Source organism: Kaistella montana (genome assembly GCF_024436175.1).
Classification (GTDB): domain Bacteria; phylum Bacteroidota; class Bacteroidia; order Flavobacteriales; family Weeksellaceae; genus Kaistella; species Kaistella montana.
The window spans coordinates 15615-36630 of sequence record NZ_JANFQP010000003.1 but is presented as its reverse complement, the minus strand read 5'-3'; the positions used below and the strand labels follow the sequence as shown (position 1 = coordinate 36630).

At 36.9% G+C, this 21016-nt stretch carries 28 protein-coding genes; 19 read left to right on the top strand and 9 right to left on the bottom strand.

The annotated features are described in order from the left end of the window. Nucleotides 1-31: 31 nt before the first annotated feature. Nucleotides 32-850, bottom strand: coding sequence for a purine-nucleoside phosphorylase (locus NOV28_RS10020; protein WP_255930517.1), 819 nt, complete (start codon nt 848-850; stop codon nt 32-34). Next, nucleotides 834-1859, bottom strand: a complete 1026-nt coding sequence (lpxK, locus tag NOV28_RS10015) for a tetraacyldisaccharide 4'-kinase (protein ID WP_255930515.1) — start codon at nt 1857-1859, stop codon at nt 834-836. The genes NOV28_RS10020 and lpxK overlap by 17 nt, the downstream gene beginning before the upstream one ends. Nucleotides 1860-2032: 173 nt before the next feature. On the opposite strand from lpxK, the gene NOV28_RS10010 reads away from it, so the two are divergent. From NOV28_RS10010 to murI, 4 genes are all read left to right on the top strand, one after another. Then, entirely contained in the window at nt 2033-3016 is a 984-nt protein-coding gene (locus tag NOV28_RS10010) for a D-alanine--D-alanine ligase (RefSeq protein ID WP_255930513.1), read from the top strand. A 60-nt stretch (nt 3017-3076) separates the two neighbouring features. Further along, nucleotides 3077-3544: a pantetheine-phosphate adenylyltransferase gene (gene coaD, locus NOV28_RS10005; RefSeq protein WP_255930511.1), complete on the top strand. Its 468-nt coding sequence runs from the start codon at nt 3077-3079 to the stop codon at nt 3542-3544. 15 nt (nt 3545-3559) lie between these two features. After that, nucleotides 3560-4195 carry a trimeric intracellular cation channel family protein gene (locus NOV28_RS10000; RefSeq protein WP_255930509.1) on the top strand — a complete coding sequence of 212 codons (636 nt, stop codon included), beginning with the start codon at nt 3560-3562 and terminating at the stop codon, nt 4193-4195. Between the two features lie 79 nt (nt 4196-4274). Continuing rightward, nucleotides 4275-5105 carry a glutamate racemase gene (gene murI, locus NOV28_RS09995; RefSeq protein ID WP_255930507.1) on the top strand — a complete coding sequence of 277 codons (831 nt, stop codon included), beginning with the start codon at nt 4275-4277 and terminating at the stop codon, nt 5103-5105. Nucleotides 5106-5124: 19 nt separating this feature from the next. On the opposite strand, the gene rsmD is transcribed toward murI, so the two are convergent. Further along, complete coding sequence (gene rsmD / locus NOV28_RS09990) at nt 5125-5715, bottom strand: 16S rRNA (guanine(966)-N(2))-methyltransferase RsmD (RefSeq protein WP_255930899.1); 591 nt, start codon at nt 5713-5715, stop codon at nt 5125-5127. A 26-nt stretch (nt 5716-5741) separates the two neighbouring features. Continuing rightward, complete coding sequence (locus NOV28_RS09985) at nt 5742-6464, bottom strand: DUF3822 family protein (protein ID WP_255930505.1); 723 nt, start codon at nt 6462-6464, stop codon at nt 5742-5744. Nucleotides 6465-6599: 135 nt separating this feature from the next. On the opposite strand from NOV28_RS09985, the gene NOV28_RS09980 reads away from it, so the two are divergent. Next, complete coding sequence (locus NOV28_RS09980) at nt 6600-6914, top strand: DUF6370 family protein (RefSeq protein WP_255930503.1); 315 nt, start codon at nt 6600-6602, stop codon at nt 6912-6914. A gap of 16 nt (nt 6915-6930) precedes the next feature. Here the strand turns inward: NOV28_RS09980 and NOV28_RS09975 are convergent, their stop codons facing one another. Next, nucleotides 6931-7425: a DUF8465 domain-containing protein gene (locus NOV28_RS09975; RefSeq protein WP_255930501.1), complete on the bottom strand. Its 495-nt coding sequence runs from the start codon at nt 7423-7425 to the stop codon at nt 6931-6933. Between the two features lie 248 nt (nt 7426-7673). On the opposite strand from NOV28_RS09975, the gene glyA reads away from it, so the two are divergent. Then, nucleotides 7674-8942, top strand: coding sequence for a serine hydroxymethyltransferase (gene glyA, locus NOV28_RS09970; RefSeq protein WP_369413227.1), 1269 nt, complete (start codon nt 7674-7676; stop codon nt 8940-8942). 85 nt (nt 8943-9027) lie between these two features. On the opposite strand, the gene NOV28_RS09965 is transcribed toward glyA, so the two are convergent. After that, nucleotides 9028-9594 carry a DUF2892 domain-containing protein gene (locus NOV28_RS09965; RefSeq protein ID WP_255930497.1) on the bottom strand — a complete coding sequence of 189 codons (567 nt, stop codon included), beginning with the start codon at nt 9592-9594 and terminating at the stop codon, nt 9028-9030. A 39-nt stretch (nt 9595-9633) separates the two neighbouring features. Continuing rightward, on the bottom strand, nt 9634-10128 hold the full coding sequence (locus NOV28_RS09960; protein WP_255930495.1) for a dihydrofolate reductase: 495 nt from the start codon (nt 10126-10128) through the stop codon (nt 9634-9636). Nucleotides 10129-10206: 78 nt separating this feature from the next. Between NOV28_RS09960 and NOV28_RS09955 the strand changes: the two genes are divergently transcribed. The 3 genes from NOV28_RS09955 to NOV28_RS09945 are packed head-to-tail and all read left to right on the top strand — an operon-like array spanning nt 10207 to nt 12042. Beyond that, nucleotides 10207-10815, top strand: coding sequence for a LemA family protein (locus NOV28_RS09955; protein ID WP_255930493.1), 609 nt, complete (start codon nt 10207-10209; stop codon nt 10813-10815). Beyond that, on the top strand, nt 10815-11243 hold the full coding sequence (locus NOV28_RS09950; protein ID WP_255930491.1) for a TPM domain-containing protein: 429 nt from the start codon (nt 10815-10817) through the stop codon (nt 11241-11243). Before NOV28_RS09955 ends, NOV28_RS09950 begins: the two co-directional genes overlap by 1 nt. After that, on the top strand, nt 11224-12042 hold the full coding sequence (locus NOV28_RS09945; protein ID WP_255930489.1) for a TPM domain-containing protein: 819 nt from the start codon (nt 11224-11226) through the stop codon (nt 12040-12042). Before NOV28_RS09950 ends, NOV28_RS09945 begins: the two co-directional genes overlap by 20 nt. A gap of 55 nt (nt 12043-12097) precedes the next feature. On the opposite strand, the gene NOV28_RS09940 is transcribed toward NOV28_RS09945, so the two are convergent. Beyond that, a complete protein-coding gene (locus NOV28_RS09940) occupies nt 12098-12457 on the bottom strand; it encodes a bleomycin resistance protein (protein WP_255930487.1) in 360 nt (119 codons plus the stop codon). A gap of 42 nt (nt 12458-12499) precedes the next feature. Continuing rightward, complete coding sequence (locus NOV28_RS09935; RefSeq protein ID WP_255930485.1) at nt 12500-13294, bottom strand: head GIN domain-containing protein; 795 nt, start codon at nt 13292-13294, stop codon at nt 12500-12502. A 60-nt stretch (nt 13295-13354) separates the two neighbouring features. On the opposite strand from NOV28_RS09935, the gene NOV28_RS09930 reads away from it, so the two are divergent. The 10 genes from NOV28_RS09930 (at nt 13355) to NOV28_RS09885 (ending at nt 20951) form a co-directional block, all read left to right on the top strand. Then, nucleotides 13355-15499 carry a M3 family metallopeptidase gene (locus tag NOV28_RS09930; protein WP_255930483.1) on the top strand — a complete coding sequence of 715 codons (2145 nt, stop codon included), beginning with the start codon at nt 13355-13357 and terminating at the stop codon, nt 15497-15499. 150 nt (nt 15500-15649) lie between these two features. Then, a complete protein-coding gene (locus tag NOV28_RS09925) occupies nt 15650-16855 on the top strand; it encodes a pyridoxal phosphate-dependent aminotransferase (protein WP_255930481.1) in 1206 nt (401 codons plus the stop codon). Between the two features lie 92 nt (nt 16856-16947). Continuing rightward, entirely contained in the window at nt 16948-17973 is a 1026-nt protein-coding gene (gene murB / locus NOV28_RS09920; protein ID WP_255930479.1) for a UDP-N-acetylmuramate dehydrogenase, read from the top strand. Between the two features lie 70 nt (nt 17974-18043). Next, the gene (locus NOV28_RS09915; RefSeq protein WP_255930469.1) at nt 18044-18313 is read left to right on the top strand and encodes a pyrroline-5-carboxylate reductase family protein; all 270 of its coding nucleotides are present in this window, start codon (nt 18044-18046) and stop codon (nt 18311-18313) included. A gap of 15 nt (nt 18314-18328) precedes the next feature. Continuing rightward, entirely contained in the window at nt 18329-18847 is a 519-nt protein-coding gene (locus NOV28_RS09910) for a pyrroline-5-carboxylate reductase family protein (protein ID WP_255930467.1), read from the top strand. 108 nt (nt 18848-18955) lie between these two features. After that, nucleotides 18956-19201 (top strand): 50S ribosomal protein L28, encoded by a 246-nt coding sequence (gene rpmB / locus NOV28_RS09905; RefSeq protein ID WP_031501460.1) that lies wholly within the window; start codon nt 18956-18958, stop codon nt 19199-19201. Next, nucleotides 19201-19383, top strand: coding sequence for a 50S ribosomal protein L33 (gene rpmG, locus NOV28_RS09900; protein ID WP_015806891.1), 183 nt, complete (start codon nt 19201-19203; stop codon nt 19381-19383). The genes rpmB and rpmG overlap by 1 nt, the downstream gene beginning before the upstream one ends. Before the next feature lie 19 nt (nt 19384-19402). Beyond that, complete coding sequence (locus tag NOV28_RS09895; protein WP_255930455.1) at nt 19403-19558, top strand: DUF4295 domain-containing protein; 156 nt, start codon at nt 19403-19405, stop codon at nt 19556-19558. Nucleotides 19559-19666: 108 nt separating this feature from the next. Next, nucleotides 19667-20623, top strand: coding sequence for a signal recognition particle-docking protein FtsY (gene ftsY, locus NOV28_RS09890; protein ID WP_255930453.1), 957 nt, complete (start codon nt 19667-19669; stop codon nt 20621-20623). 73 nt (nt 20624-20696) lie between these two features. Beyond that, nucleotides 20697-20951 carry a GlsB/YeaQ/YmgE family stress response membrane protein gene (locus NOV28_RS09885; RefSeq protein ID WP_255930441.1) on the top strand — a complete coding sequence of 85 codons (255 nt, stop codon included), beginning with the start codon at nt 20697-20699 and terminating at the stop codon, nt 20949-20951. The last annotated feature ends 65 nt before the right edge of the window (nt 20952-21016 follow it).

The window sequence follows — 21016 nt, the reverse complement described above, 5'->3', positions numbered from 1 at the left end:
GATGCGTTTTTTTATTTTAAATAAATGAAGATCAAGCGTTGTAATTTTTCACCAAACTTTTCACGATTTTAATCACATTCGGCATTGCTTTATCTGCGGCTTGTAAAACTTCCTCGTGAGAAACAGTGAAAGCAATATCAGGTCCGCCAACATCAGTGATGATAGAAATTCCGAAGCAATTCATTCCTTGGTGTTTTGCGACGATAACTTCTGGCACGGTGCTCATTCCAACGGCATCGCCACCGATGGCCTTGACCATTCCGTATTCAGCAGGAGTTTCAAAAGTTGGGCCTTGCAAGGCAACATAACAACCTTGATGTACTTTGATGCCGGATTCTTTAGCCACATTTTCCGCTACTTCGATCATTTTTTTGTTATAAGGTTCGCTCATATCTACGAATCTCGGACCGAATTCTTCTAGATTTTTTCCACGAAGCGGATGTTCGGGCATCATGTTGATATGATCGTTAATGATCATTACATCAGCAACATTAAAATTAGGATTTACACCGCCTGAAGCATTGGAAACGATTAAATTTTTAATTCCTAAAAGGTGAAAAACTCTGAAAGGAAAAACAACCGTTTGGATATCATGACCTTCATAATAATGAAATCTGCCACTCATCATCAACACTTTCTTGCCTTCAAGCATTCCGTAGATTAAACTTCCGCCGTGTCCAACTACTGTTGTTTGAGGGAAATTAGGAATATCGGCATATTCTAAAACATGAATCGGCTCAACTTCTTCTTTTAATTTACCTAAACCGGAACCTAAAACAATAGCAAATTCTGGTGTTTCTTGAATAATGTTTCTGATGAAATCCGCAGATTCTTTAATTTTTGCTAACATAATTAAGGATGGTTTGGTTGAACTCTTCCTGTCGGTCGATATGCACATTGATCGGCCAGTAGTACACAATCTCTCGAAGATAATCGAAAGTTTTTAATCTTACATAATCTTTTTCTGTGGTCAGAATAATTTTGTATTCGCCTAGTTTTTTGTATTCAGCAATAATGTTTTTAATATCCTGATCCGTAAAATTATGATGATCTTTGAATTTCAAATGTTTTACACGCTGCGAAAATTTGGCTAAATGATTTAGCAGAGGTTTGGGATTGGCAATTCCGGTAATGAGCAAAATATCATAGTATCCCAAATTGTTATCGGGTAGCATTTGTGTTTTACTGTAGATGTTTTCATCATAACCAATGCTTGAGAAAAAGACCTTTTGATCATGCTGAGGTTTTATTCTCGAAATATAATATTGCTTTTTTTCTTCTGTTAAATCATCGGGACATTTGGAAACCATGATGATTTGCGCTCTTTTTGCACCGCTGCGACTTTCGCGTAAATCGCCTGCAGGTAACAGGAAATCTTTAAAATAAGGATCGTTGTAATCCGTCATCAAGATGTTGAAACCCGGTTTTATCGCTCTGTGTTGATATGCATCATCCAAAATAAGGACATTCAAATCCATATCGGCGATCATTTTTTTTGCGCCTGGAACTCGTTGCTCCGAAACTCCGATTACGAAACGGTTTTTAAACCTTTCAAAAAGCTGCATTGCTTCATCACCAACAGTTTTGTAGTTGCTGTCGTAGTTGGTGATTCCGTAGCCTTTAGTCAACCGGCCATAACCGCGAGAAAGAACCCCGGTTCGGTAATGTTTTGAAAGCAATTCGGCTAGATACATCACCATGGGAGATTTGCCACTTCCGCCTACGGAGAGGTTTCCAACATTGATGATTGGCGTTTTCAGTCTGGTCGATTTAGAGATTCCCCAGTCATACATTAAGTTTCGAATACTTGTAACCAAATGATAAACCAGAGAAAAAGGGTAGAGATACCATCTTTTCATAGGTTGCAAAAATACATTTTTTTACCACGAAAGAAAAGACCTAAATAATGGTTTTTAGGAAATTTTGATGGCGAAATTAGGAACAGAATTATTTCCCTAAACAACAATATATTTCGATAATGGCGGATGTTTTTCAACAATTTGTTTAAATTTGCTTTACTTAGATAAAAACTATGAACAAGAAAAATGTCGCCGTGGTAATGGGAGGTTATTCTGATGAATACAAAGTTTCTCTCAAAAGCGGCCAATTGATTTACGATTCTCTCGACCGAGAGTTGTACAACGTATATAAAGTGGTCATTTTAAAAGACGAATGGTATTTCCTCGATGACCGTGAACAAAAAGTTCCCATTAATAAAGCCGATTTTTCGGTAAATCTGGAAAGTGGTTTCGATGTGAATTTTGATGTTTGTTTTAATATCATCCACGGAAAACCTGGTGAAAATGGAGAGTTACAAGCTTATTGGGACACGATCGGACAAAAATATACCGGCTGCGGTTTTTATCAAAGCGCTTTGACTTTCAATAAAAAAGATACTTTAGCTGTCCTTTCAAAATATGGAATTCCTTCGGCAAAAAGTATCTATTTAAGAAATGGCGAATCCGTAAATGAAAGTGAAATCATCAGTGAATTGGGACTTCCTCTGTTTGTGAAACCTAACCAAAGTGGCTCTTCATTGGGAATTTCAAAAGTAAAAGAAGCTTCAGAACTGAAAACGGCTTTGGATTTTGCCTTTGCTGAAGATGATGAGATTTTAATTGAAAGTTTCCTCGATGGAATGGAAGTTTCAGTGGGTGTGGTCGATTTCAACGGAGAAACCATCGTTTTGGGAATCACCGAAATTGTTCCTCACAAAGAATTTTTCGATTACGAAGCCAAATATGAAGGCGCATCGGAAGAAATTACTCCTGCAAGAATTGATGAAGAAACCCGCCAAAAAGTAGAAGATATTGCTAAAAAAGCTTATAATTCTTTAGGAATGAGTGGTTTTTCTCGAAGCGAATTTATCATCATGAACGGCACCCCGTATATGCTCGAAATGAATACCAATCCAGGATTTTCACCGGCTTCCATATTGCCACAACAAGCAAAAATTTACGGCATTTCCATTAAAGATTTGTGCGGAAATGAAGTGGAAAAGGCATTAAAAAAATAAAAATAAGGAAAGTCTGAATTATTTTCAGACACACTTCCTACCAATAAATAAATCTTAACTATGAGAGTCGCTGTATTTCCAGGGTCATTCGATCCGATCACGCTTGGTCACTACGATATTGTGGAAAGAGCTGCGCCGCTTTTCGATAAAATTATTATCGCCATCGGCCAGAATTCCCAGAAAAAATATATGTTTTCGCTAGATGAAAGAATTGAATTCATCAAAAAAACTTTCGAAAAATTCCCCAATGTAGAAGTCGATCATTTTGAAGGTTTAACGATTGATTATTGCCACAGCAAAAATGTCAATTTCATCTTGAGAGGTTTGAGAAATCCCGCCGATTTCGAGTTTGAAAAAGCCATTGCACAAACCAACCGAGAACTTACACAACAAAATAAAATCGAAACCATATTCTTGCTTACTTCCGCTAGTAAATCGTTTATCAGCAGCAGTATCGTAAGGGAAATTATCACATTTGGCGGTAATTATGAGCTTTTGGTCCCCGATACCGTTCGTGTGAATCGATAAAATTTGTTGAAATATATGCTTCACGAAAACATCAATTTAATCATCGAGATTTTGGGAACAATTTCTTTTGCAATGTCGGGCAGTTTTGCAGCGATGCAGAAGCGTTTGGATCCATTCGGAGTGTTGATTATTGCTTTCGTTACTTCAGTTGGAGGCGGTACGGTGAGGGATTTACTGCTCGATGTTCCGGTTTTCTGGATGCATGATTTGGTGATGTGTTCGGTGATTTTTGTGACTTGTATTCTGTCGATGGTTTTTAAGTCGATTGAAAAAAAATTCAGTGTTACTTTGTTTATTTTCGATAGTTTCGGTTTGGGACTTTTTACGATTGTTGGGATTCAAAAAGGTTTAAATGCTGATCTTCATCCTTTAATTTGTCTTACTTTAGGAACGATTACGGGATGTTTTGGAGGGATTATTCGGGATATCTTGCTGAACAGAATTCCTTTGATTTTCCGAAAAGAGATTTATGCAACTGCTTGTATTCTAGGAGGAAGTTGTTTTCTTCTTCTCGCTCGTTACAGTTCGCTTTCTTATACTTTTGTTCAGATTTCGACGATATTGCTTATTGTAGCGATTCGTACTTTAGCGGTGAAATATCATTGGCAAATGCCCAAATTCTATGGAAATGAACAGAATGCGGAGATGTAAATGCTTATTGATGAAAAACCATGATTTCATAATGTATAACATCCGTCCAAAAACCTTATTTTTGTAAAAATTTTTTCCCTTGAAAAAGAAAAAGCAGGATTTCAGTCATCTTTCAGCCAACCAACCGATCGGTATTTTCGATTCCGGAGTTGGCGGTTTAACGGTAGCAAAGGAAATCAAAAGATTGCTTCCTAACGAAAATCTTATTTATTTCGGAGACACCAAGCATCTTCCGTATGGCGAGAAATCACGGGAAGCGATTGTGGGTTATTCCACCAAAATCACCAATTTTTTACTCAAAAAAAACTGCAAAGCCATTGTGATTGCTTGTAATTCCGCTACTGCAAATGCTTTGAAAGAAGTTCTGGAGCTGGTTGCCGAGAAAGTTCCGGTGATTGATGTTATTAATCCTGTTGCCGAAAAAGTGGCCTATGAAATTCATAATAATGTTGGAGTAATTGCTACAAAAGCTACGGTAAATTCAGGTTTGTACAAGAAATCCATTCGAAAACACAATAAATTTATCAAAGTGGATGAGCTCGCAACGCCGCTCTTGGTTCCTGCGATTGAAGAAGGTTTTAAAAATCATCCGATTACGCATTCTATCATTTACAATTACTTGAGCAATAGTAAATTAAAAAATATCGAAACGCTTATTTTGGGTTGTACGCATTATCCTTTGCTTATTGATGAAATCAAGCAATATTACGGAAACCGAGTTCGGGTCATCGATTCTCCGAATATTGTTGCGAATCAGCTTAAAATGATTTTGGAACAGCATCACCTTCTCAACGATAAAAATGCAAATCCATCTTACCAATTTTACCTGTCGGATTTGACTAAAAACTTTGAAAAAATCTCCAAAAAATTCTTCGGAAAATCAATTGATTTGGAGTTGAAAGTTTTATAAAATTTGAATTGAAAATATTTTAATCTTCCTGAATTTCAGCAGTTTCTGTTTCGTTTGGTTTGAAGAAAGAGAAACTCACATTTCCGTATTTTCTGGTGTCGAGCAAGTTCGGATGTTCCAGTTTCATCCTGCTTTGATGTTCCAAAATGAAAATTCCGTTTTCCTTTAAAAAAACATTGTTTAAAACCAAAGCAATCAATTCTTTGTATTTTTTTTCATCGGTTTCGAAAGGTGGATCGGCAACGATAATTTCATGCAATTTTCGGTTTCGGTTTTTCTTTAAATAATCGAAAACATCAGCGCGTTGTACATTAATCTGTAAACTCATGTCGAGTTCTGCAGCGGTAGAATTAATGAAAGCAGCGTGTTTTTGATTCATTTCCACGGAAGTTACATTTTGGCAACCGCGGGAAGCAAATTCCAAAGAAATAGAGCCAATTCCTGCAAAAAGATCGAGTACAGCACTGCTTCCGAGATCGAAATTGAAGCGGTTTTCAATGATGCTGAAAAGGGCTTCTTTGGCAAAATCGGTGGTGGGTCTTACTTCGAAATTTTTGGGAGCAGAAATTCTTTTCGATTTCCATCTTCCGCTGATAATTCTGTACATAATTGAGGTTTGTTGGGTGCTGGGAACTGTTATTGCGCGTTGAGGACGAAATTTTTCTTAGGAATATTGTCGTAAACGATTTTCAGATTTTTCACAAATTTTTTGAGTTCCGATATAAAAGTTTCGTTTTCGGTAGTTTCGCCGTAAACCAAAAACTGGGTTTCATTGATGCCGAATCCGATTTTGCTTAAAGTAAACATGATGAAATAAAGAAAATCGACTTCCGAATTCACATCCAGATTGTTGTAAAGCACGACTTTCTTTTGGTTTAATGCAAAAAATTCGCATTGATTATGATATAAATTGATGTGAATTTCTTTCTGATTTTTTGCATTAATGGTATTCAGAAATTTTTCACCTGAGAAATTGAAATTCGTCGGAAGTTTCAAATCCTTGATCAGTTGGTAATAATTTTTCGGAAAAGTATAATAAAACTGAACGCCAAATTTTTTGTTCACCGAAAGCATTAATTCTTCGTTTTCTCGATCTACAGGCGCGTTGTAAGCAATCAAATCATATCCCAAATCATGTTCAGAAAAACCTTCGGGCATGAGTGTGAAATGATTTAAAGCCGAAAAAACCGCGATTTCCCGAATGTTTTTATTGGCTAAAACTTTCGAGAGTTGATCGGCTATATCGTTTTCCGGAGTTTCCTCGGTTACAAAAAAAGATTGTTCCTCCGAAACATTTCTGTTTTTGGAAATCTGGTACTGTAAACCATCTTTTGTGAAAAGAAGAGAAAGCTTTTGCATAATTTTTTATCGTGAGCAAATTTAATAAAAAAAATAGGAGTCTGTCCCGTTCCGACGGATATTGATGAAATTAGTGTTTTGTAACGGCTGTTTTTAATGAATAAATGTGCTAATTTTACCACAAATATTTTTAAAATGAAAAATGTATTGTTGTTGATTTTACTTTTTGCAGGAATTAGCGTTTTTTCTCAGTCTACACTAAAAAAGCAAGTGGTAGAAGTTGCTTGCGGACAATGTCAGTTTAAAATGAAAGGCAAAAAAGGTTGCGATTTGGCAGTGAGAATCGGCGGAAAATCTTATTTTGTGGAAGGAACTAACATTGATGATCATGGCGACGCACACTCGAATGACGGTTTTTGCAATGCCGTTCGGAAGGCAGAAGTAACCGGAACCATCAAAGGCGACAAGTTTGTGGCAACTTCATTTAAGCTCTTGCCAAAAGGGAAATAGTTTTTTTGAAGAAAATTTATTTCAAAGTTACCAGAACGCTTCCCCGTTGATGGTAGAAAAAATCATGGTCATCAAATTCCAGATTGGTTTGTCCGATCAGGTAATCGTGTACCATTCTTTGTAGAACGCCATCGCCAATTCCGTGGATGATTTCCAATTTTTTCAGGTTGTTTTTCCGGCAGAAATCCAAAGTTTCTACTAATTTTTCTTTCTGCATGAAAATTCTTTCAAAAGCATCATAATCCACGGGATTTTTCACCATATTTTCAAAGTGTAAATCGAGCACCAAATGTTTTTTGTGGTGTTTTTTGGAGACCGGTTTTGGGATTTCAGCCTTTCGAATTGCTTTGACTTGGTCGTAGATCTCGGGATTTTGAGGCACCAATTTATTTTTTTTGAATTGATGAGTAAAGCCGTGCTCATCTTTGAAAACCACGATTTCACCTTTCACGGAAGTGATGGTTCCCTTCAAATCTTCATCGATGGCTGCTACTTTATCGCCGATTTTCATGGTGAAATTTTCTTGTCGCAAAAATACAAATTAAGATCCACGAACGAAAGTTTTTCAAATGGAGTCGAATGATTAGTTTCTATGAGTTTAAATTCCATAAAGAGCGAAAAAGTGCTTTATTACTGCAGAATGATTTCAAATTCGTGGAAAATCTTTAGGGTCTTTTCGCGAAAAATGACTAAATTTGAAACCATTAATTCAAGAAAACCAGCAGAAATTTTAACCCCTTATTATTAAATTTAATTATCATTATGGATCCAATTTTTGACCTTATAGAACAAGAAAGACAAAGGCAAACCCATGGTATTGAACTTATCGCATCTGAAAATTTCGTTTCAGAAAACGTGATGAAAGCTATGGGCAGCGTATTAACCAATAAATATGCTGAAGGATATCCGGGAAGAAGATATTATGGTGGTTGCGAAGTGGTAGATGAGGTTGAAACCCTTGCTATCGAAAGAGCCAAACAACTTTTCGGGGTGGAATATGCTAATGTGCAGCCACATTCAGGTTCACAAGCCAATGCAGCTATTTATTTAGCGGTATTGAAACCTGGAGATCAGATTTTAGGATTGGATTTATCGATGGGAGGTCACCTTACTCATGGTTCTTTCGTTAATTTTTCCGGAATTCAGTATGGTGCCAATTTTTATGGAGTTGATCGCGAATCCGGGTTGATCGATTACGAAGCAATGCGCCAAAAAGCATTGGAAGTAAAACCGAAAATGATTATCGCAGGTTATTCTGCTTATTCTAGAGATATTGATTTTAAAAAATTTCGTGAAGTTGCTGATGAAGTAGGAGCGACGCTTTGGGCAGATATCGCGCATCCTGCAGGCTTAATCGCAAAAGGATTGCTGAGTTCGCCTTTCGAACATTGCCATGTTGTAACAACCACAACTCACAAAACTTTGCGTGGACCCAGAGGTGGATTGATCATGATGGGCAAAGACTTTGAAAATACTTATGGTCACCAAACTCCAAAAGGCGAAACCAAAATGATGAGCGCAGTTTTGGACAGTGCGGTATTTCCAGGAATTCAAGGTGGTCCGTTGGAACATGTAATTGCCGGAAAAGCAGTGGCTTTTGCTGAAGCGATTGATGATAAATTCGAAGTTTATGCGAAACAAGTTGTTGCAAATGCTCAAGCTTTAGCAAAAGCAATGATTGCAAATGGTTTTGATATCGTAAGTGGAGGTACCGATAATCACTTGATGTTGGTTGATCTTCGGAATAAAAATGTCAACGGAAAAGAAACCGAAAAAGCATTGGTAAAAGCTGATATTACTTGCAACAAAAATATGGTTCCTTTCGATGATAAATCGGCATTTACCACTTCGGGAATCCGTTTAGGAACTGCTGCGATTACCACAAGAGGATTGAAAGAAAATGATATGGAAGTGATCGCTAGTTTAATTAATGATGTGGTCATGAACCTTAAAGACGAATCGGTAATTTCTGGTGTGAGACAAAAAGTAAATGATTTGATGAACTCAAAACCTTTGTTTCAATATTAATGGAACGAAAATCTTTTTAAATACATTTTAAAACAAAAAAATCCTGAAGTAATTCAGGATTTTTTTTATTGAAATTCAGGAAATATTAAGAGAATTTTCCTCTTTGTCTCATGTTTGGGTTGTGCATGTGTTTCTGCATTGAAGGCATTTTCAGCTGATCTTTCATCATTTTGATTTGGTCGGTCATCATTCCCGCGGTGTCCAATCTTTTAGCTTCTTCCAATAATTTGATTGCTTCTTGTCTTCTGCCTTTTTGCATAGCTCCGGCTGCTATGTTTAGGGTTGCCATTGCGCGGTCGTGTTTCATGTTTAAACCATATTCCAAAGCTTTTTTCATGAAAGGTTCCACCTTCGAAGGATTTTCCTGAGCCAAAGTTAAACCTTGTAGATAATGGAAATATCCATATTGAGATTTGTGAAGTTGAGTTTCGAAATTGGTAATTTTATCGAGCCACTGAGCAGCTTTTGGCATATTTTGTTTTCTTAAATACCAAAAAGCGGCAAGGATGAATTCGTTTTTAAAAAATAATAAGATTGGGATTGCGGATAGAATTACCACCACGATTCCCCAACCGATATTTCGGTTCATCATCAGATAAATTCCTGCTGCGATCATCAATGCGGCGATTACGAATTTTATGTATTTGTTCATTGCTTAAATTTTTTGAAGTGCAAAGATAAAAATTAGATATTACTTTTCAGACTTTCTGACAAATGTTTGGAAACAGAATTTATATTCGTTTTTTTCGTCTTTTTCATGGCAGATTTCCTGCGTTTTTTTCCAAATTTTAGGATTGATTTTCGGGAAGAAAACATCCGCTTTTAGGTTGGCTTTCACTTGCGTTACTTCCAATTGATCTGCAAGGTCGATGGTTTGCTCATAAATATTTCCACCTCCGATGATGAAGATGTTTTCATCCATTTTCTTGGCAAATTTTATGGCTTCTTTTATGCTTCCGACGATTAGAATTCCTTCCTCGAACCAGTCTTTTTTTCTGCTGACAACAATATTGGTGCGGTTGGGAAGGGGTTTCCCGATACTTTCATAAGTTTTTCGCCCCATGATGATCGGATGACCGGTTGTGATTTCCTTAAAATGTTTTAGATCTTTCGGAAGATGCCAAAGTAACTGATTATCAGTGCCTATTTCATTGCTTAAGCCCATGGCTACTACAATTGTTGTCATTTTTTTTAAATTTTTACAAATTTAGTACATAATTTGTATATTTGGGTACCGAATAACAAACATTAAAAATATTAAACTATGAGAAACAGAGGTTGTATGAGCGCCGGAACTATCGGTATTGCTCTTCTAGTAATTGCTGCGGTATTATTTTTCTGGGGCAAAAATGGCTATAACTCCTTTACCACCAAAGAACAAAATGTAAACACTAAATGGTCGAACGTAGAAACCGTTTATCAAAAACGTGCGAACCTCATTCCGAATCTTGAAAGAACGGTGAAGTCTTACTCGCAATTTGAGCAAGAAACATTAACTAAAGTGGTTGAAGCTCGTTCAAAAGCTACATCGATGACTATCGATCCTACGAATATGACTGAAGCTGATATGGCGAAATTTCAAGCTGCACAAGGCGAATTAAGTGGTGCACTTAGCAGATTGATGGCGGTAGTTGAAAGTTACCCAAATTTGAAAGCGGATCAACAATATATCAATTTCCAAAGAGAGTACACTGCTATTGAAAACAGCATCAGATCGGAAACTGTTTATTATAACGAAGCGGCTCAGGATTATAACACTTCGATTAAAACTTTCCCGAATAATATTTTGGCAAACTTTACCAACTTTAAAGAAAAACCTTATTTCAAAGCGGCTGCCGGAGCTGAAAAAGCACCCGAAGTTTTCACTAATTAATGAGTAATTTCCTAACAGATTATCAAATGGCTTCCTTGGTGGAAGCCATTCAAACAGCTGAAGATCATTCCACTGGAGAGATCAGGATTCATATTGATTCCACCACCGAAGGAAACAACGCAGAAATTGCTTTTGAAGTTTTCAAAAAACTCTGTAAAGATCAAACGGCTGAACGTAATGCGGTGCTTTTCCATGTGAATTTTGAGCAGCATTATCTCACTATTATCGGTGATGCAGGAATTCATGCAAAGGTTCATCAGAGTTTCTGGGATCGGATGCACGATAAGATTACCCAGGAATTTGCTAAAGGAAATTATTTCGAAGGCTTGAAAAATGCAGTACTCGAAACCGGTTTTGAACTAAAAAAATATTTCCCGATTACGGGTAAAAACCCCAATGAATTGCCGAATGAGATTACTTTCTCTTAAAAACTTTTTCGCTCTCTTATTTCTTGGCTTAAGCGTGATTGCTTTTGCTCAATTGGTGCCGAAAAAACCCGCAGTTCTTTATCCAATTTATGATCAGGTCAATCTTTTGACGGCGACTGAAAAAGAGCAACTCAACCAAAAACTGATCAAATTTGCAGATTCTACTTCTACCGAAATTGTGGTGATTATCATCCCAAATTCAGGTGGTGAAGATGTGAATTATCTTGCTACGATGTACGGGGAAAAATGGGGAATCGGCGAAAAAGAACAAGATAACGGAATCGTTTTTTTGATTGCCACAGAGGACCATAAAATGGCGATCCAACAAGGTCGAGGTGTTGAAAGATATCTCACTGCATCGGTTGCTGGTCAAATTTTAGATTATATCGTAACGCCTAATTTCAAACAAGGACTTTGGTACGAAGGTATCAATCGAGGTACCACTGCGTTGATGGAAGTGGTTCAGGGGAAATTTAAACCCATTGTGAAAGATACTTCTGATCACGAAGGGCTCAGTCCATTACAAATTTTATTGATTGCCTTTTTTGTATTCCTAATTCTTAGCTTTTTGTTTGGAAACAAAGGTGGAGGCGGCAGAAACAATAATGATGACGATGAAGACGTAATTCTGTCTCGACGCGGAAGAAGAACTTATCCGGGAGGATTTTTCCCTTTCCCAGGAAGCTTTGGCGGCGGCGGATTCGGAGGTGGCGGTTTTGGCGGTGGTTCCGGAGGAGGATTTGGCGGCTTCGGCGGTGGCGGAAGTTTCGGCGGAGGTGGAGCTTCCGGTGGATGGTAATATTTCAATTAAAAATAAAAAAAATCAGTCACTAAATGACTGATTTTTTTATGAATTAATTTGAAAACTGCCCGAAAGTGAGCAGATTTCCATCCGGATCGAGGATTGAAAATTCCTTTTGTCCCCAAGGTTTTTGCTGTAATTTTCCGTTCGGATGAATTTCGATTTGTTTTCGGATGAAATCTTCGTACACAGCTTCAATGTCATCAGTTCGAATGTAGATTTGACCGTAATTTTCCAGCGGATTGATGGTTTCAAATAAGAAAAAATGCAACTCGATTTGGTCTTTTTTAATCATTAAATATTCCGCAAAATCTACAGTTCCAATTTCCTCAAAACCTAAAGAATCGATATAAAATTCACGAGTGATTTTCTTATTTCTCATCGGTATTTTTGGGTGAATCTGAGTGAGCATAAAATTGTCTTTTTAAGAATTTGAGCGAAATTTCATTAAAATTTAATGGATTGAAATACTGCCGCCGCTGCTTTCTTTTTGGGTTATGATGTTCAAATTTCCTTTTCTAGCCACCGAAATATCTCCCGAAGAACTAGCCGAAGCGTTCAGTTGTCGGCTCACGGAAACACTCACACTTCCGCTGCTTGAAGCTTCGATTTCTGCATTTTCTGCGATCATATTTTGGGCATTCAAAGTTCCGGAAGATGATGCGTCCAATTCCGCATTTTTGGTTTTGCCCGAAATTTTGATGTCGCCGGAAGAATTTACCTCAGAATTTAAGTTCACCGCCCAAATTTGACCAGAAAAAATTCCGGAACTTGAAACCTCGATTGATAAATCATTGGCTTCCAAATCACCGGAAATTTCTGCCGAACTCGAAACTTCAACATCGGTTTTGTCTTGGGTGAATTTGTCTTTAATTTTAATGTCCGCCGAAGAACTCGCTTCAATTTTTGAAAAATCTTTAGCAAAAATTTTTGCCGCGACATTTCTCGCCGAAATATTCATATTAGGTTTGAAGTGGATGTACAATTTTCCGTTGTTGTTTTCAACTAAAACATCATCGATAATGTCGCTTGGAGCGCTGATTACCACTTTTTCTACATCGGATTTTACTACTTCTGCCGAAATCGATTGGGCCACTTTAATTTCATCAAAATCTTTTACGAATTCTTGAGTTTTGATGATGCCTTTTCCTTCTTTTGGAGATAAATTAAAGGAAACTCCGTTGTCGGATTTTGTATTGCATGACATTAAAAAAAATGCGACCGATGCAGAGATTAATAGTGATTTCATGAAAATGAGTTTTTATTTTTGTTTAAATTTAATACCTTTACTTCAATTAACAGTTTAAAAATGAAAAATATTACATCCGTATTATTAATTTCTTCTTTGGCGATGAATACCGCCTGTACCACAATGAAAAATACCGATTCCCAATCCACTGAGATTCCCGCTCCGGACGCAAGTTTGGCGACAAATCCTTTCATGAAAAAAAGCAGTTTGCAGTATCAAGCTCCGGAATTCGACAAAATTAAAGATGAACATTTCAAACCAGCTTTCGATTATGGAATGAAAGTTCAGCTCGCCGAAATTGAAAAAATAGCGAACAATACCGAAACTCCGACCTTTGAAAATACACTTCTTGCCTTAGAAAACAGCGGTGAAGTGCTGAAAAGAGCGCAAATCGTTTTCTATAATTTAACAGGATCCAATACCAATCCGGCTTTGCAAAAATTGGAGGAAGAATATGCGCCGATTTTCTCAGGGTTGAGCGATAAAATTTATCTTAATGAAAAACTTTATTCAAGAATTAAAGCCATTAAAACTGATGGTTTAGGATCTGAAGAAAAGAGACTTTTGGAACTGTATAAAACCAATTTCGAAATTGCAGGAGCAAATCTTTCGGAAGAAAACAAGGAAAAAGTAAAGAAAATCAATGAAGAATTGGCAACACTTTCTACTCAGTTTTCCAACAAATTATTGGATGCAAGAAAGAACGGAGGTGTTTTATTTTCTGATGTGAAAGAACTCGACGGACTTTCCGCTGACGAATTAGCTGCCGCTGCCGCTGATGCAAAAGCTGCAGGACAAGAAGGTAAATATTTGCTTACTTTGCTCAACACCACGCAGCAACCGCTTCTTCAGAACTTGAAAAACAGAGCGACAAGAGAGAAGTTGTATAAAGCTTCTTGGTATCGTGCTGAAAAAGGAAATGCCGATGATACCCGAAATATTTTGGAAAGACAAGCGAAACTGAGAATGGAAAAAGCGCATCTTTCCGGTAAAAAATCTTTCGCTGAATGGAAACTTCAGGATCAAATGGCGAAAACTCCTGAAAATGCAATGAATCTTTTAGCACAGCTCGCAAAACCTGCTGTAGAAACCGCAAAAAGAGAAAGCGATGAAATTCAAGCATTGATTGATCAACAAAAAGGTGGTTTCACCGTAGAACCTTGGGATTGGAATTTCTATGCAGAACAAGTGAGAAAAGCAAAATATGATCTCGACGAAAACGCCATAAAACCTTATTTCGAAGTAGGAACCGTTTTGGAAAAAGGAGTTTTCTATGCTGCGGAAAAATTCTACGGAATTACCTTTAAAGAAAGAAAAGATCTTCCGGTTTACCATCCTGATGTTACGGCTTACGAAGTTTTCGATCGCGACGGAAAATCACTCGCTATTTATTACCTCGATTTTTATACCCGCGATAACAAAAACGGAGGCGCTTGGATGAGCAATTTTGTGGAACAATCTCATTTGCGAGGTCAAAAACCGGTGATTGTGAATGTTTTCAACTTCCAGAAACCTGCGCCAGGAAAGCCTTCATTGGTTTCTTATGATGATGTTTCTACGATGTTCCATGAGTTTGGTCACACTTTGCATGGGCTTTTTGCGGACCAAAAATACATCTCGATTTCAGGAACCAACACGCCGAGGGATTTCGTGGAATTTCCTTCACAAATCAATGAATTTTTCGCATTGGAACCTTCAGTTTTGAAAAATTACGCTTTGCATTACCAAACGAAACAACCAATGCCACAAGCTTTGGTGGATAAAATCAAAAAAGCAGCTTCGTTCAACCAAGGATATTCGACCACAGAATTGGTTTCTGCAGCGACTTTGGATATGAATTGGCATTCCATCACCGATGAATCTCAACTGAAACCAACTTTGGAATTCGAGAAAGACGTTTTGGCTAAATATGGTTTTAATTTGAAACAAGTTCCGCCAAGATATCATTCGCCGTATTTCGCTCACATTTGGGGTGGAGGTTATTCTGCGGGTTATTATGCTTATATGTGGAGCGATTTATTGAACGCAGATGCGTGGGATTGGATCACTACTCATGGCGGAATGACGCGCGAAAACGGAGATCGTTTCCGAAAATATATCCTTTCCGTGGGCAATTCGGTAGATTTGAACCAAGCATATAAAGATTTTGCCGGAAGAACTCCAGATATTAAACCTTTGTTGAGAAATAAAGGATTTATCAAATAAATGAATTTTAATCAATGATTTCTAAAGCCGTTCAGATTTTCTGGGCGGTTTTTTGTTATTTAAAAATGAGAAAAACACGGATTCATCACTTTAAAGAAAAGGAATTTTATTGCTCCTAAAAATTCCTTATTTTTGTCAAAATTCAAAATAATGCCGAAAATTTCTCAAAGAGCAGGAAATATGCCTGCTTCGCCAGTAAGAAAACTGGTTCCATTTGCCATAAAAGCCAAACAGAAGGGACTGAAAGTATATCACCTCAATATCGGGCAACCAGATATTGAAACTCCTGAGACAGCTTTGAATGCGGTAAAGAATAATCATTTGAAAATTTTTGAGTACGCTTTATCGGAAGGAAATATCGAATACAGAACTGCACTGAAAGATTATTATCATTCATTAGGTTTTTCGGATCTTACTACGGATCATTTCATTGTAACCAATGGAGGTTCAGAAGCATTGAATTTTGCAATTTCTACCCTTTGCGATGATGGTGACGAAGTGATTATTCCGGAGCCTTATTATGCTAATTATAACGGTTTTACTAATACTTTCAATGTGCAGGTTGTGGCAGTTCCTTCCACCATTGATACAGGATTTGCTTTGCCACCGGTGGAAGAATTTGAAAAGAAAATTACGCCAAAAACTCGCGCAATTATTATTTGTAATCCAGGAAATCCTACCGGCTATCTTTACACGAGAGAAGAATTGAAACAACTCGCGGAAATTGCTTTGAAACATGATATCGTCATTATTTCCGATGAGGTTTATCGCGAATACGTGTACGACGGAAAAAAACAGATTTCGATGTTGGCTTTCCCAGAAATAGCGGAAAATTGTATCATCATCGATTCTGAATCGAAACGTTATTCGATGTGTGGAGCGCGAATTGGTTGTATGATTACGCGTTCAAAGAAAATACATGATGCAGCGATGCTTTTTGCACAAGCCAGACTTAGCCCTGTACTTTTGGGTCAAATTGCTGCAACCGCTGCACACCAAAACGATAGTGCTTACATCATGAAAGTTCGCGAAGAATATACTCATAGAAGAAATGTTTTGGTCGATTTGCTCAATGGGATTCCCGGAGTGATTTGTCCGAAACCGAAAGGTGCTTTTTATTGTGTGGCCGAACTTCCGGTGGATGATTCCGATAAGTTTGCACAATGGCTTCTTGAGCATTATTCAAACAATGGTGAAACCATTATGGTAGCGCCTGCAGGAGGATTTTACAGCAATCCGGAACTCGGAAAAAAACAGGTTCGTATCGCTTACGTTCTTAAAGAAGCAGATTTGCGAAGAAGTGTAGAATTGCTGGAAGATGCGCTTCAAAAATATAAAATTGAGTTTAATCTTTAGTTGATAGAGACGGGCTTTAGCCCGTTTTCTAATTTATAAAAAGGATTGGCTTTAGCCGAAAATTACTATTTGAGTTGAAATATTTTAAAAATATGACCATCCAAGAAAATTTCTCATTAAAAAATTACAATACGTTCGGAGTTGATGTTTCGGCGAAATATTTTGCGGAAGTAAATTCTGTTGAAGATTTATTGTATGTTTTAAAAAACCATCAACCATCAACCATCAATCATCAACCCTTATTTCTGGGTGGCGGAAGCAATATTTTGTTGACTAAAAATTTTGAAGGATTGGTTATTCAATTAAATTTAAAAGGAATTTCGGAAGAAATTATCGGTGAAAATACAGTTTTGGTTACTGCAAAATCTGGTGAAAACTGGCATCAATTTGTGCAATATTGTTTGGAAAAAAATTATGGTGGATTAGAGAACCTTTCGTTGATTCCAGGAAATGTGGGCACTTCGCCGATGCAAAATATCGGAGCTTATGGTGTAGAAATTAAAGATCATTTTGTAAGCTGTAAAGTTTTGAATTTGGAAACGTTCGAAATTGAAAACTTCACTAATGAAGAGTGTAAATTTGGTTACCGCGAATCGTTTTTCAAAAGAGAAGGAAAGGGCAAATATGTAATTTTGGAAGTTACTTTCCAATTAACAACCAAAAATCATACGATCAAAACAGATTACGGTGCGATTTCGACAGAATTGGAAAATTTAGGAATTCATAATCCTACAATTCAGGATGTTTCGAAAGCTGTAATCGCCATAAGACAGAGCAAATTGCCCGATCCGAAAGTGATTGGAAATGCCGGAAGTTTTTTCAAAAATCCGAGCATTCCTTTGGAACAATTTGAAAATTTAAAACAAATATTTGAAAACATTCCGGGTTATCCGAATGGTGATTTGGTAAAAGTTCCTGCTGGTTGGTTGATTGAACAATGTGGCTGGAAAGGGAAACAAATCGGCAATGTGGCTTCGCATAAATTACAGGCATTGGTTATCGTAAATGTAACAGGAAATGCTACAGGAAAGGAGATTTTCGATTTTTCAACGATGATTATTGATTCTGTGAAGGAGAAATTTGGAATTGAATTGGAAAGGGAAGTGAATATAATTTGAAAATAAGATCATTAGTCAATTTGAATATTTTTCACACATCAAAAAAAGAGCACATTTTTAAACAATACAAATGAAAATAGCAGTTCTTGGAGCCGGAAACATGGGTGTTTCTTTTTCGAAATCTTTTTTGAAATATGAACTTACGAAGCCCGAAAATTTACATCTGATTACGAGAACAAAATCTAATTTGGAAAAAATTGCAGAAGAATTTCCCGGAGCGCAAGTTTCTGCATTTGATGAAGAATTCAGTATTGATTCGGATTTGGTGATTATTGCGGTGAAACCTCAGGATTTTCAGTTTGTGGCGGAAAATATTTCATTTCAATTTAATGAAAATTAGATGCTGCTTTCTGTGATGGCAGGAATTAAGATTAAGAAAATTCAACAATTACTGAATCATCAAAAAGTTGTTCGCGCAATGCCGAATTCACCCACGGTTTTGGGAATGGGAATTACCGGCTACACCGCCGCAAATAGTGTTTCTTTTCAAGAGTTAATGCAGGTTGAAAGATTGTTGAATTGCACCGGACGATCTGTTTATTTGGAAGATGAAAATCTTTTGGACAGCGTTACTGCGCTTTCAGGGAGTGGGCCGGCGTATTTCTATTACATCGTAGATGCGATGATTAAATCAGGAATTGAGATGGGAATTGACGAAAATCTGGCGAAACTTTTTGTGAAACAAACGATGCTTGGCGCGTATCATCTGATCAATAATTCCGATAAAAATCTAGAGCAACTTATTCAAGATGTTGCATCAAAAGGAGGAACAACCGAAGCTGCGTTGAAAATTTTTGAAGAAAACCACCTGAAAGAAACGCTGAAGACTGGAATTTTGGAAGCTGAGAAACGATCGAAAGAATTGAGTAGATGATTTTTCTTGAAAATTATAAATAATTAATTCATAAATATTTGTCTATCTAAAATTTTCTTCGTTATTTTGCACTCTCAAATTATAAGTAGTAATAAAGAACATCGAGATATGTCAAGAATTTGCCAAATAACAGGAAAGCGTGCCATGGTTGGAAACAATGTTTCTCACGCTAATAACAAAACGAAGCGTCGTTTTGAAATTAACTTATTGGAGAAGAAATTTTACCTTCCGGAGCAAGAAAAATCTGTAACCCTAAAAGTTTCTGCACACGGATTGAGAGTTATCAACAAGATTGGTATCGAGGAAGCATTGGAAAGAGCAACTAGAAACGGATTTATAAAAAAAGATAAGTAATGGCTAAAAAAGGTAACAGAGTACAGGTGATTCTTGAGTGCACCGAGCACAAAGAAACTGGTGTAGCAGGAATGTCAAGATACATTACAACTAAAAATAAAAAGAACACTACTGAGAGATTGGAATTGAAAAAATTCAATCCTGTTCTTAAGAAATACACCCTTCACAAAGAAATCAAGTAATTTTTTAAAATAATAAAAAATGGCAAAGAAAGTAGTAGCAACACTTCAGGGTGGAGCAGGGTCTAAAAAAATGACCAAAGTAGTGAAAATGGTAAAGTCTCCTAAATCTGGAGCTTACATTTTCGAAGAAAAAGTAATGAACGCTGATGATGTAGAAGGTTATTTGAAAAAATAATTCTACACAGCTTTAATGATATAAAACTATCCAATTTTTTGGGTAGTTTTTTTTTATCTTTGTTACCGGTTTAATAGCACTGATGCGAGTCAGAAATAAATTTCTATAATGAGTTGGTTTAAAAATATATTTAAAAAAGAAGAAAAGGAAACACTGGACAAAGGTCTCGAGAAATCGAATCAGGGCTTTTTCGAGAAAATTTCCAAAGCAGTTGTAGGGAAGTCGAAAGTGGATGATGAAGTGCTGGATGATCTTGAAGAAGTGCTCATCGCTTCTGATGTAGGTGCTTCTACCACGATAAAAATTATACAAAGAATCGAAGATCGCGTTGCTCGCGATAAATTTGTGAGCACTGATGAACTCGATGCAATTCTTCGTGAGGAAATATCCGGATTGCTTTTGGAAAATCCACATTCGGGAACTGGAAATATTGATGAAACCAAGAAACCTTATGTCATTATGGTGGTTGGTGTAAATGGTGTAGGTAAAACGACGACCATTGGTAAGTTGGCACATCAATTCAAATCTGAAGGAAAAAAAGTGGTTTTAGGTGCAGCAGATACATTTCGTGCTGCGGCAGTAGATCAGTTGGTGATTTGGAGTGAAAGAGTAGGCGTTCCGATTGTTAAACAGGGAATGGGTTCCGATCCTGCTTCAGTTGCTTTTGATACCGTACAAAGTGCAGTAGCCAATGATGCGGATGTTGTAATCATCGATACCGCGGGAAGGCTTCACAACAAAATCAATTTAATGAACGAACTTACTAAAATTAAAAGAGTGATGCAAAAGATTATTCCAGATGCTCCACATGAAATTCTTTTGGTTTTGGATGGTTCTACAGGTCAAAATGCTTTTGAACAAGCAAAACAATTTACGGCAGCTACTGAAGTTAATGCTTTGGCAATAACCAAATTAGATGGTACAGCGAAAGGCGGTGTGGTGATTGGAATTTCTGATCAGTTTCAAATTCCGGTAAAATATATCGGCGTTGGTGAGAAAATGACAGACCTGCAATTATTTAATGGAACGGAATTTGTAGATTCATTTTTCAGAAAACGGAATTAAATAATATTATTTAATTTTTTTGTTTAAATTTATCAAACCAAATACAAATTATTAACATTAAAATTTTAAAACTATGGGAATTTTAACTTGGATCATTTTTGGTCTTATCGCAGGTGCAATCGCTAAATTCATTATGCCAGGAAACCAAGGAATGGGTTGGCTGATGACTATTATCTTAGGTATTATTGGTGCATTCGTAGGTGGATGGATCGGTAGTATGCTCGGTTGGGGAACTGTAAACGATTTCGACATTAAAAGTATGCTTCTCGCTGTAGTAGGTGCTTTACTTGTCCTTTGGATTTATGGTATGGCTACCAAGAGAGGATAAGCATTATCAGTTAAAAAAATCCCGGTTTGAGTATTCAATCCGGGATTTTTTTATGTTTTATTTTT

Coding starts and splice junctions, on each gene's coding strand:
- NOV28_RS09915 (WP_255930469.1), top strand. CDS start 18,044: ATGAAAATAGCAGTTCTTGGAGCCGGAAACATGGGTGTTTCTTTTTCG.
- NOV28_RS10020 (WP_255930517.1), bottom strand. CDS start 850: ATGTTAGCAAAAATTAAAGAATCTGCGGATTTCATCAGAAACATTATT.
- NOV28_RS09925 (WP_255930481.1), top strand. CDS start 15,650: ATGCCGAAAATTTCTCAAAGAGCAGGAAATATGCCTGCTTCGCCAGTA.
- NOV28_RS09950 (WP_255930491.1), top strand. CDS start 10,815: ATGAGTAATTTCCTAACAGATTATCAAATGGCTTCCTTGGTGGAAGCC.
- NOV28_RS09945 (WP_255930489.1), top strand. CDS start 11,224: ATGAGATTACTTTCTCTTAAAAACTTTTTCGCTCTCTTATTTCTTGGC.
- NOV28_RS09980 (WP_255930503.1), top strand. CDS start 6,600: ATGAAAAATGTATTGTTGTTGATTTTACTTTTTGCAGGAATTAGCGTT.
- rpmG (WP_015806891.1), top strand. CDS start 19,201: ATGGCTAAAAAAGGTAACAGAGTACAGGTGATTCTTGAGTGCACCGAG.
- NOV28_RS09985 (WP_255930505.1), bottom strand. CDS start 6,464: ATGCAAAAGCTTTCTCTTCTTTTCACAAAAGATGGTTTACAGTACCAG.
- coaD (WP_255930511.1), top strand. CDS start 3,077: ATGAGAGTCGCTGTATTTCCAGGGTCATTCGATCCGATCACGCTTGGT.
- rpmB (WP_031501460.1), top strand. CDS start 18,956: ATGTCAAGAATTTGCCAAATAACAGGAAAGCGTGCCATGGTTGGAAAC.
- NOV28_RS10010 (WP_255930513.1), top strand. CDS start 2,033: ATGAACAAGAAAAATGTCGCCGTGGTAATGGGAGGTTATTCTGATGAA.
- NOV28_RS09895 (WP_255930455.1), top strand. CDS start 19,403: ATGGCAAAGAAAGTAGTAGCAACACTTCAGGGTGGAGCAGGGTCTAAA.
- NOV28_RS09935 (WP_255930485.1), bottom strand. CDS start 13,294: ATGAAATCACTATTAATCTCTGCATCGGTCGCATTTTTTTTAATGTCA.
- ftsY (WP_255930453.1), top strand. CDS start 19,667: ATGAGTTGGTTTAAAAATATATTTAAAAAAGAAGAAAAGGAAACACTG.
- NOV28_RS09960 (WP_255930495.1), bottom strand. CDS start 10,128: ATGACAACAATTGTAGTAGCCATGGGCTTAAGCAATGAAATAGGCACT.
- NOV28_RS09955 (WP_255930493.1), top strand. CDS start 10,207: ATGAGAAACAGAGGTTGTATGAGCGCCGGAACTATCGGTATTGCTCTT.
- NOV28_RS09940 (WP_255930487.1), bottom strand. CDS start 12,457: ATGCTCACTCAGATTCACCCAAAAATACCGATGAGAAATAAGAAAATC.
- lpxK (WP_255930515.1), bottom strand. CDS start 1,859: ATGAAAAGATGGTATCTCTACCCTTTTTCTCTGGTTTATCATTTGGTT.
- NOV28_RS09930 (WP_255930483.1), top strand. CDS start 13,355: ATGAAAAATATTACATCCGTATTATTAATTTCTTCTTTGGCGATGAAT.
- NOV28_RS09910 (WP_255930467.1), top strand. CDS start 18,329: ATGGCAGGAATTAAGATTAAGAAAATTCAACAATTACTGAATCATCAA.
- murB (WP_255930479.1), top strand. CDS start 16,948: ATGACCATCCAAGAAAATTTCTCATTAAAAAATTACAATACGTTCGGA.
- NOV28_RS10000 (WP_255930509.1), top strand. CDS start 3,560: ATGCTTCACGAAAACATCAATTTAATCATCGAGATTTTGGGAACAATT.
- NOV28_RS09965 (WP_255930497.1), bottom strand. CDS start 9,594: ATGAACAAATACATAAAATTCGTAATCGCCGCATTGATGATCGCAGCA.
- NOV28_RS09885 (WP_255930441.1), top strand. CDS start 20,697: ATGGGAATTTTAACTTGGATCATTTTTGGTCTTATCGCAGGTGCAATC.
- NOV28_RS09975 (WP_255930501.1), bottom strand. CDS start 7,425: ATGAAAATCGGCGATAAAGTAGCAGCCATCGATGAAGATTTGAAGGGA.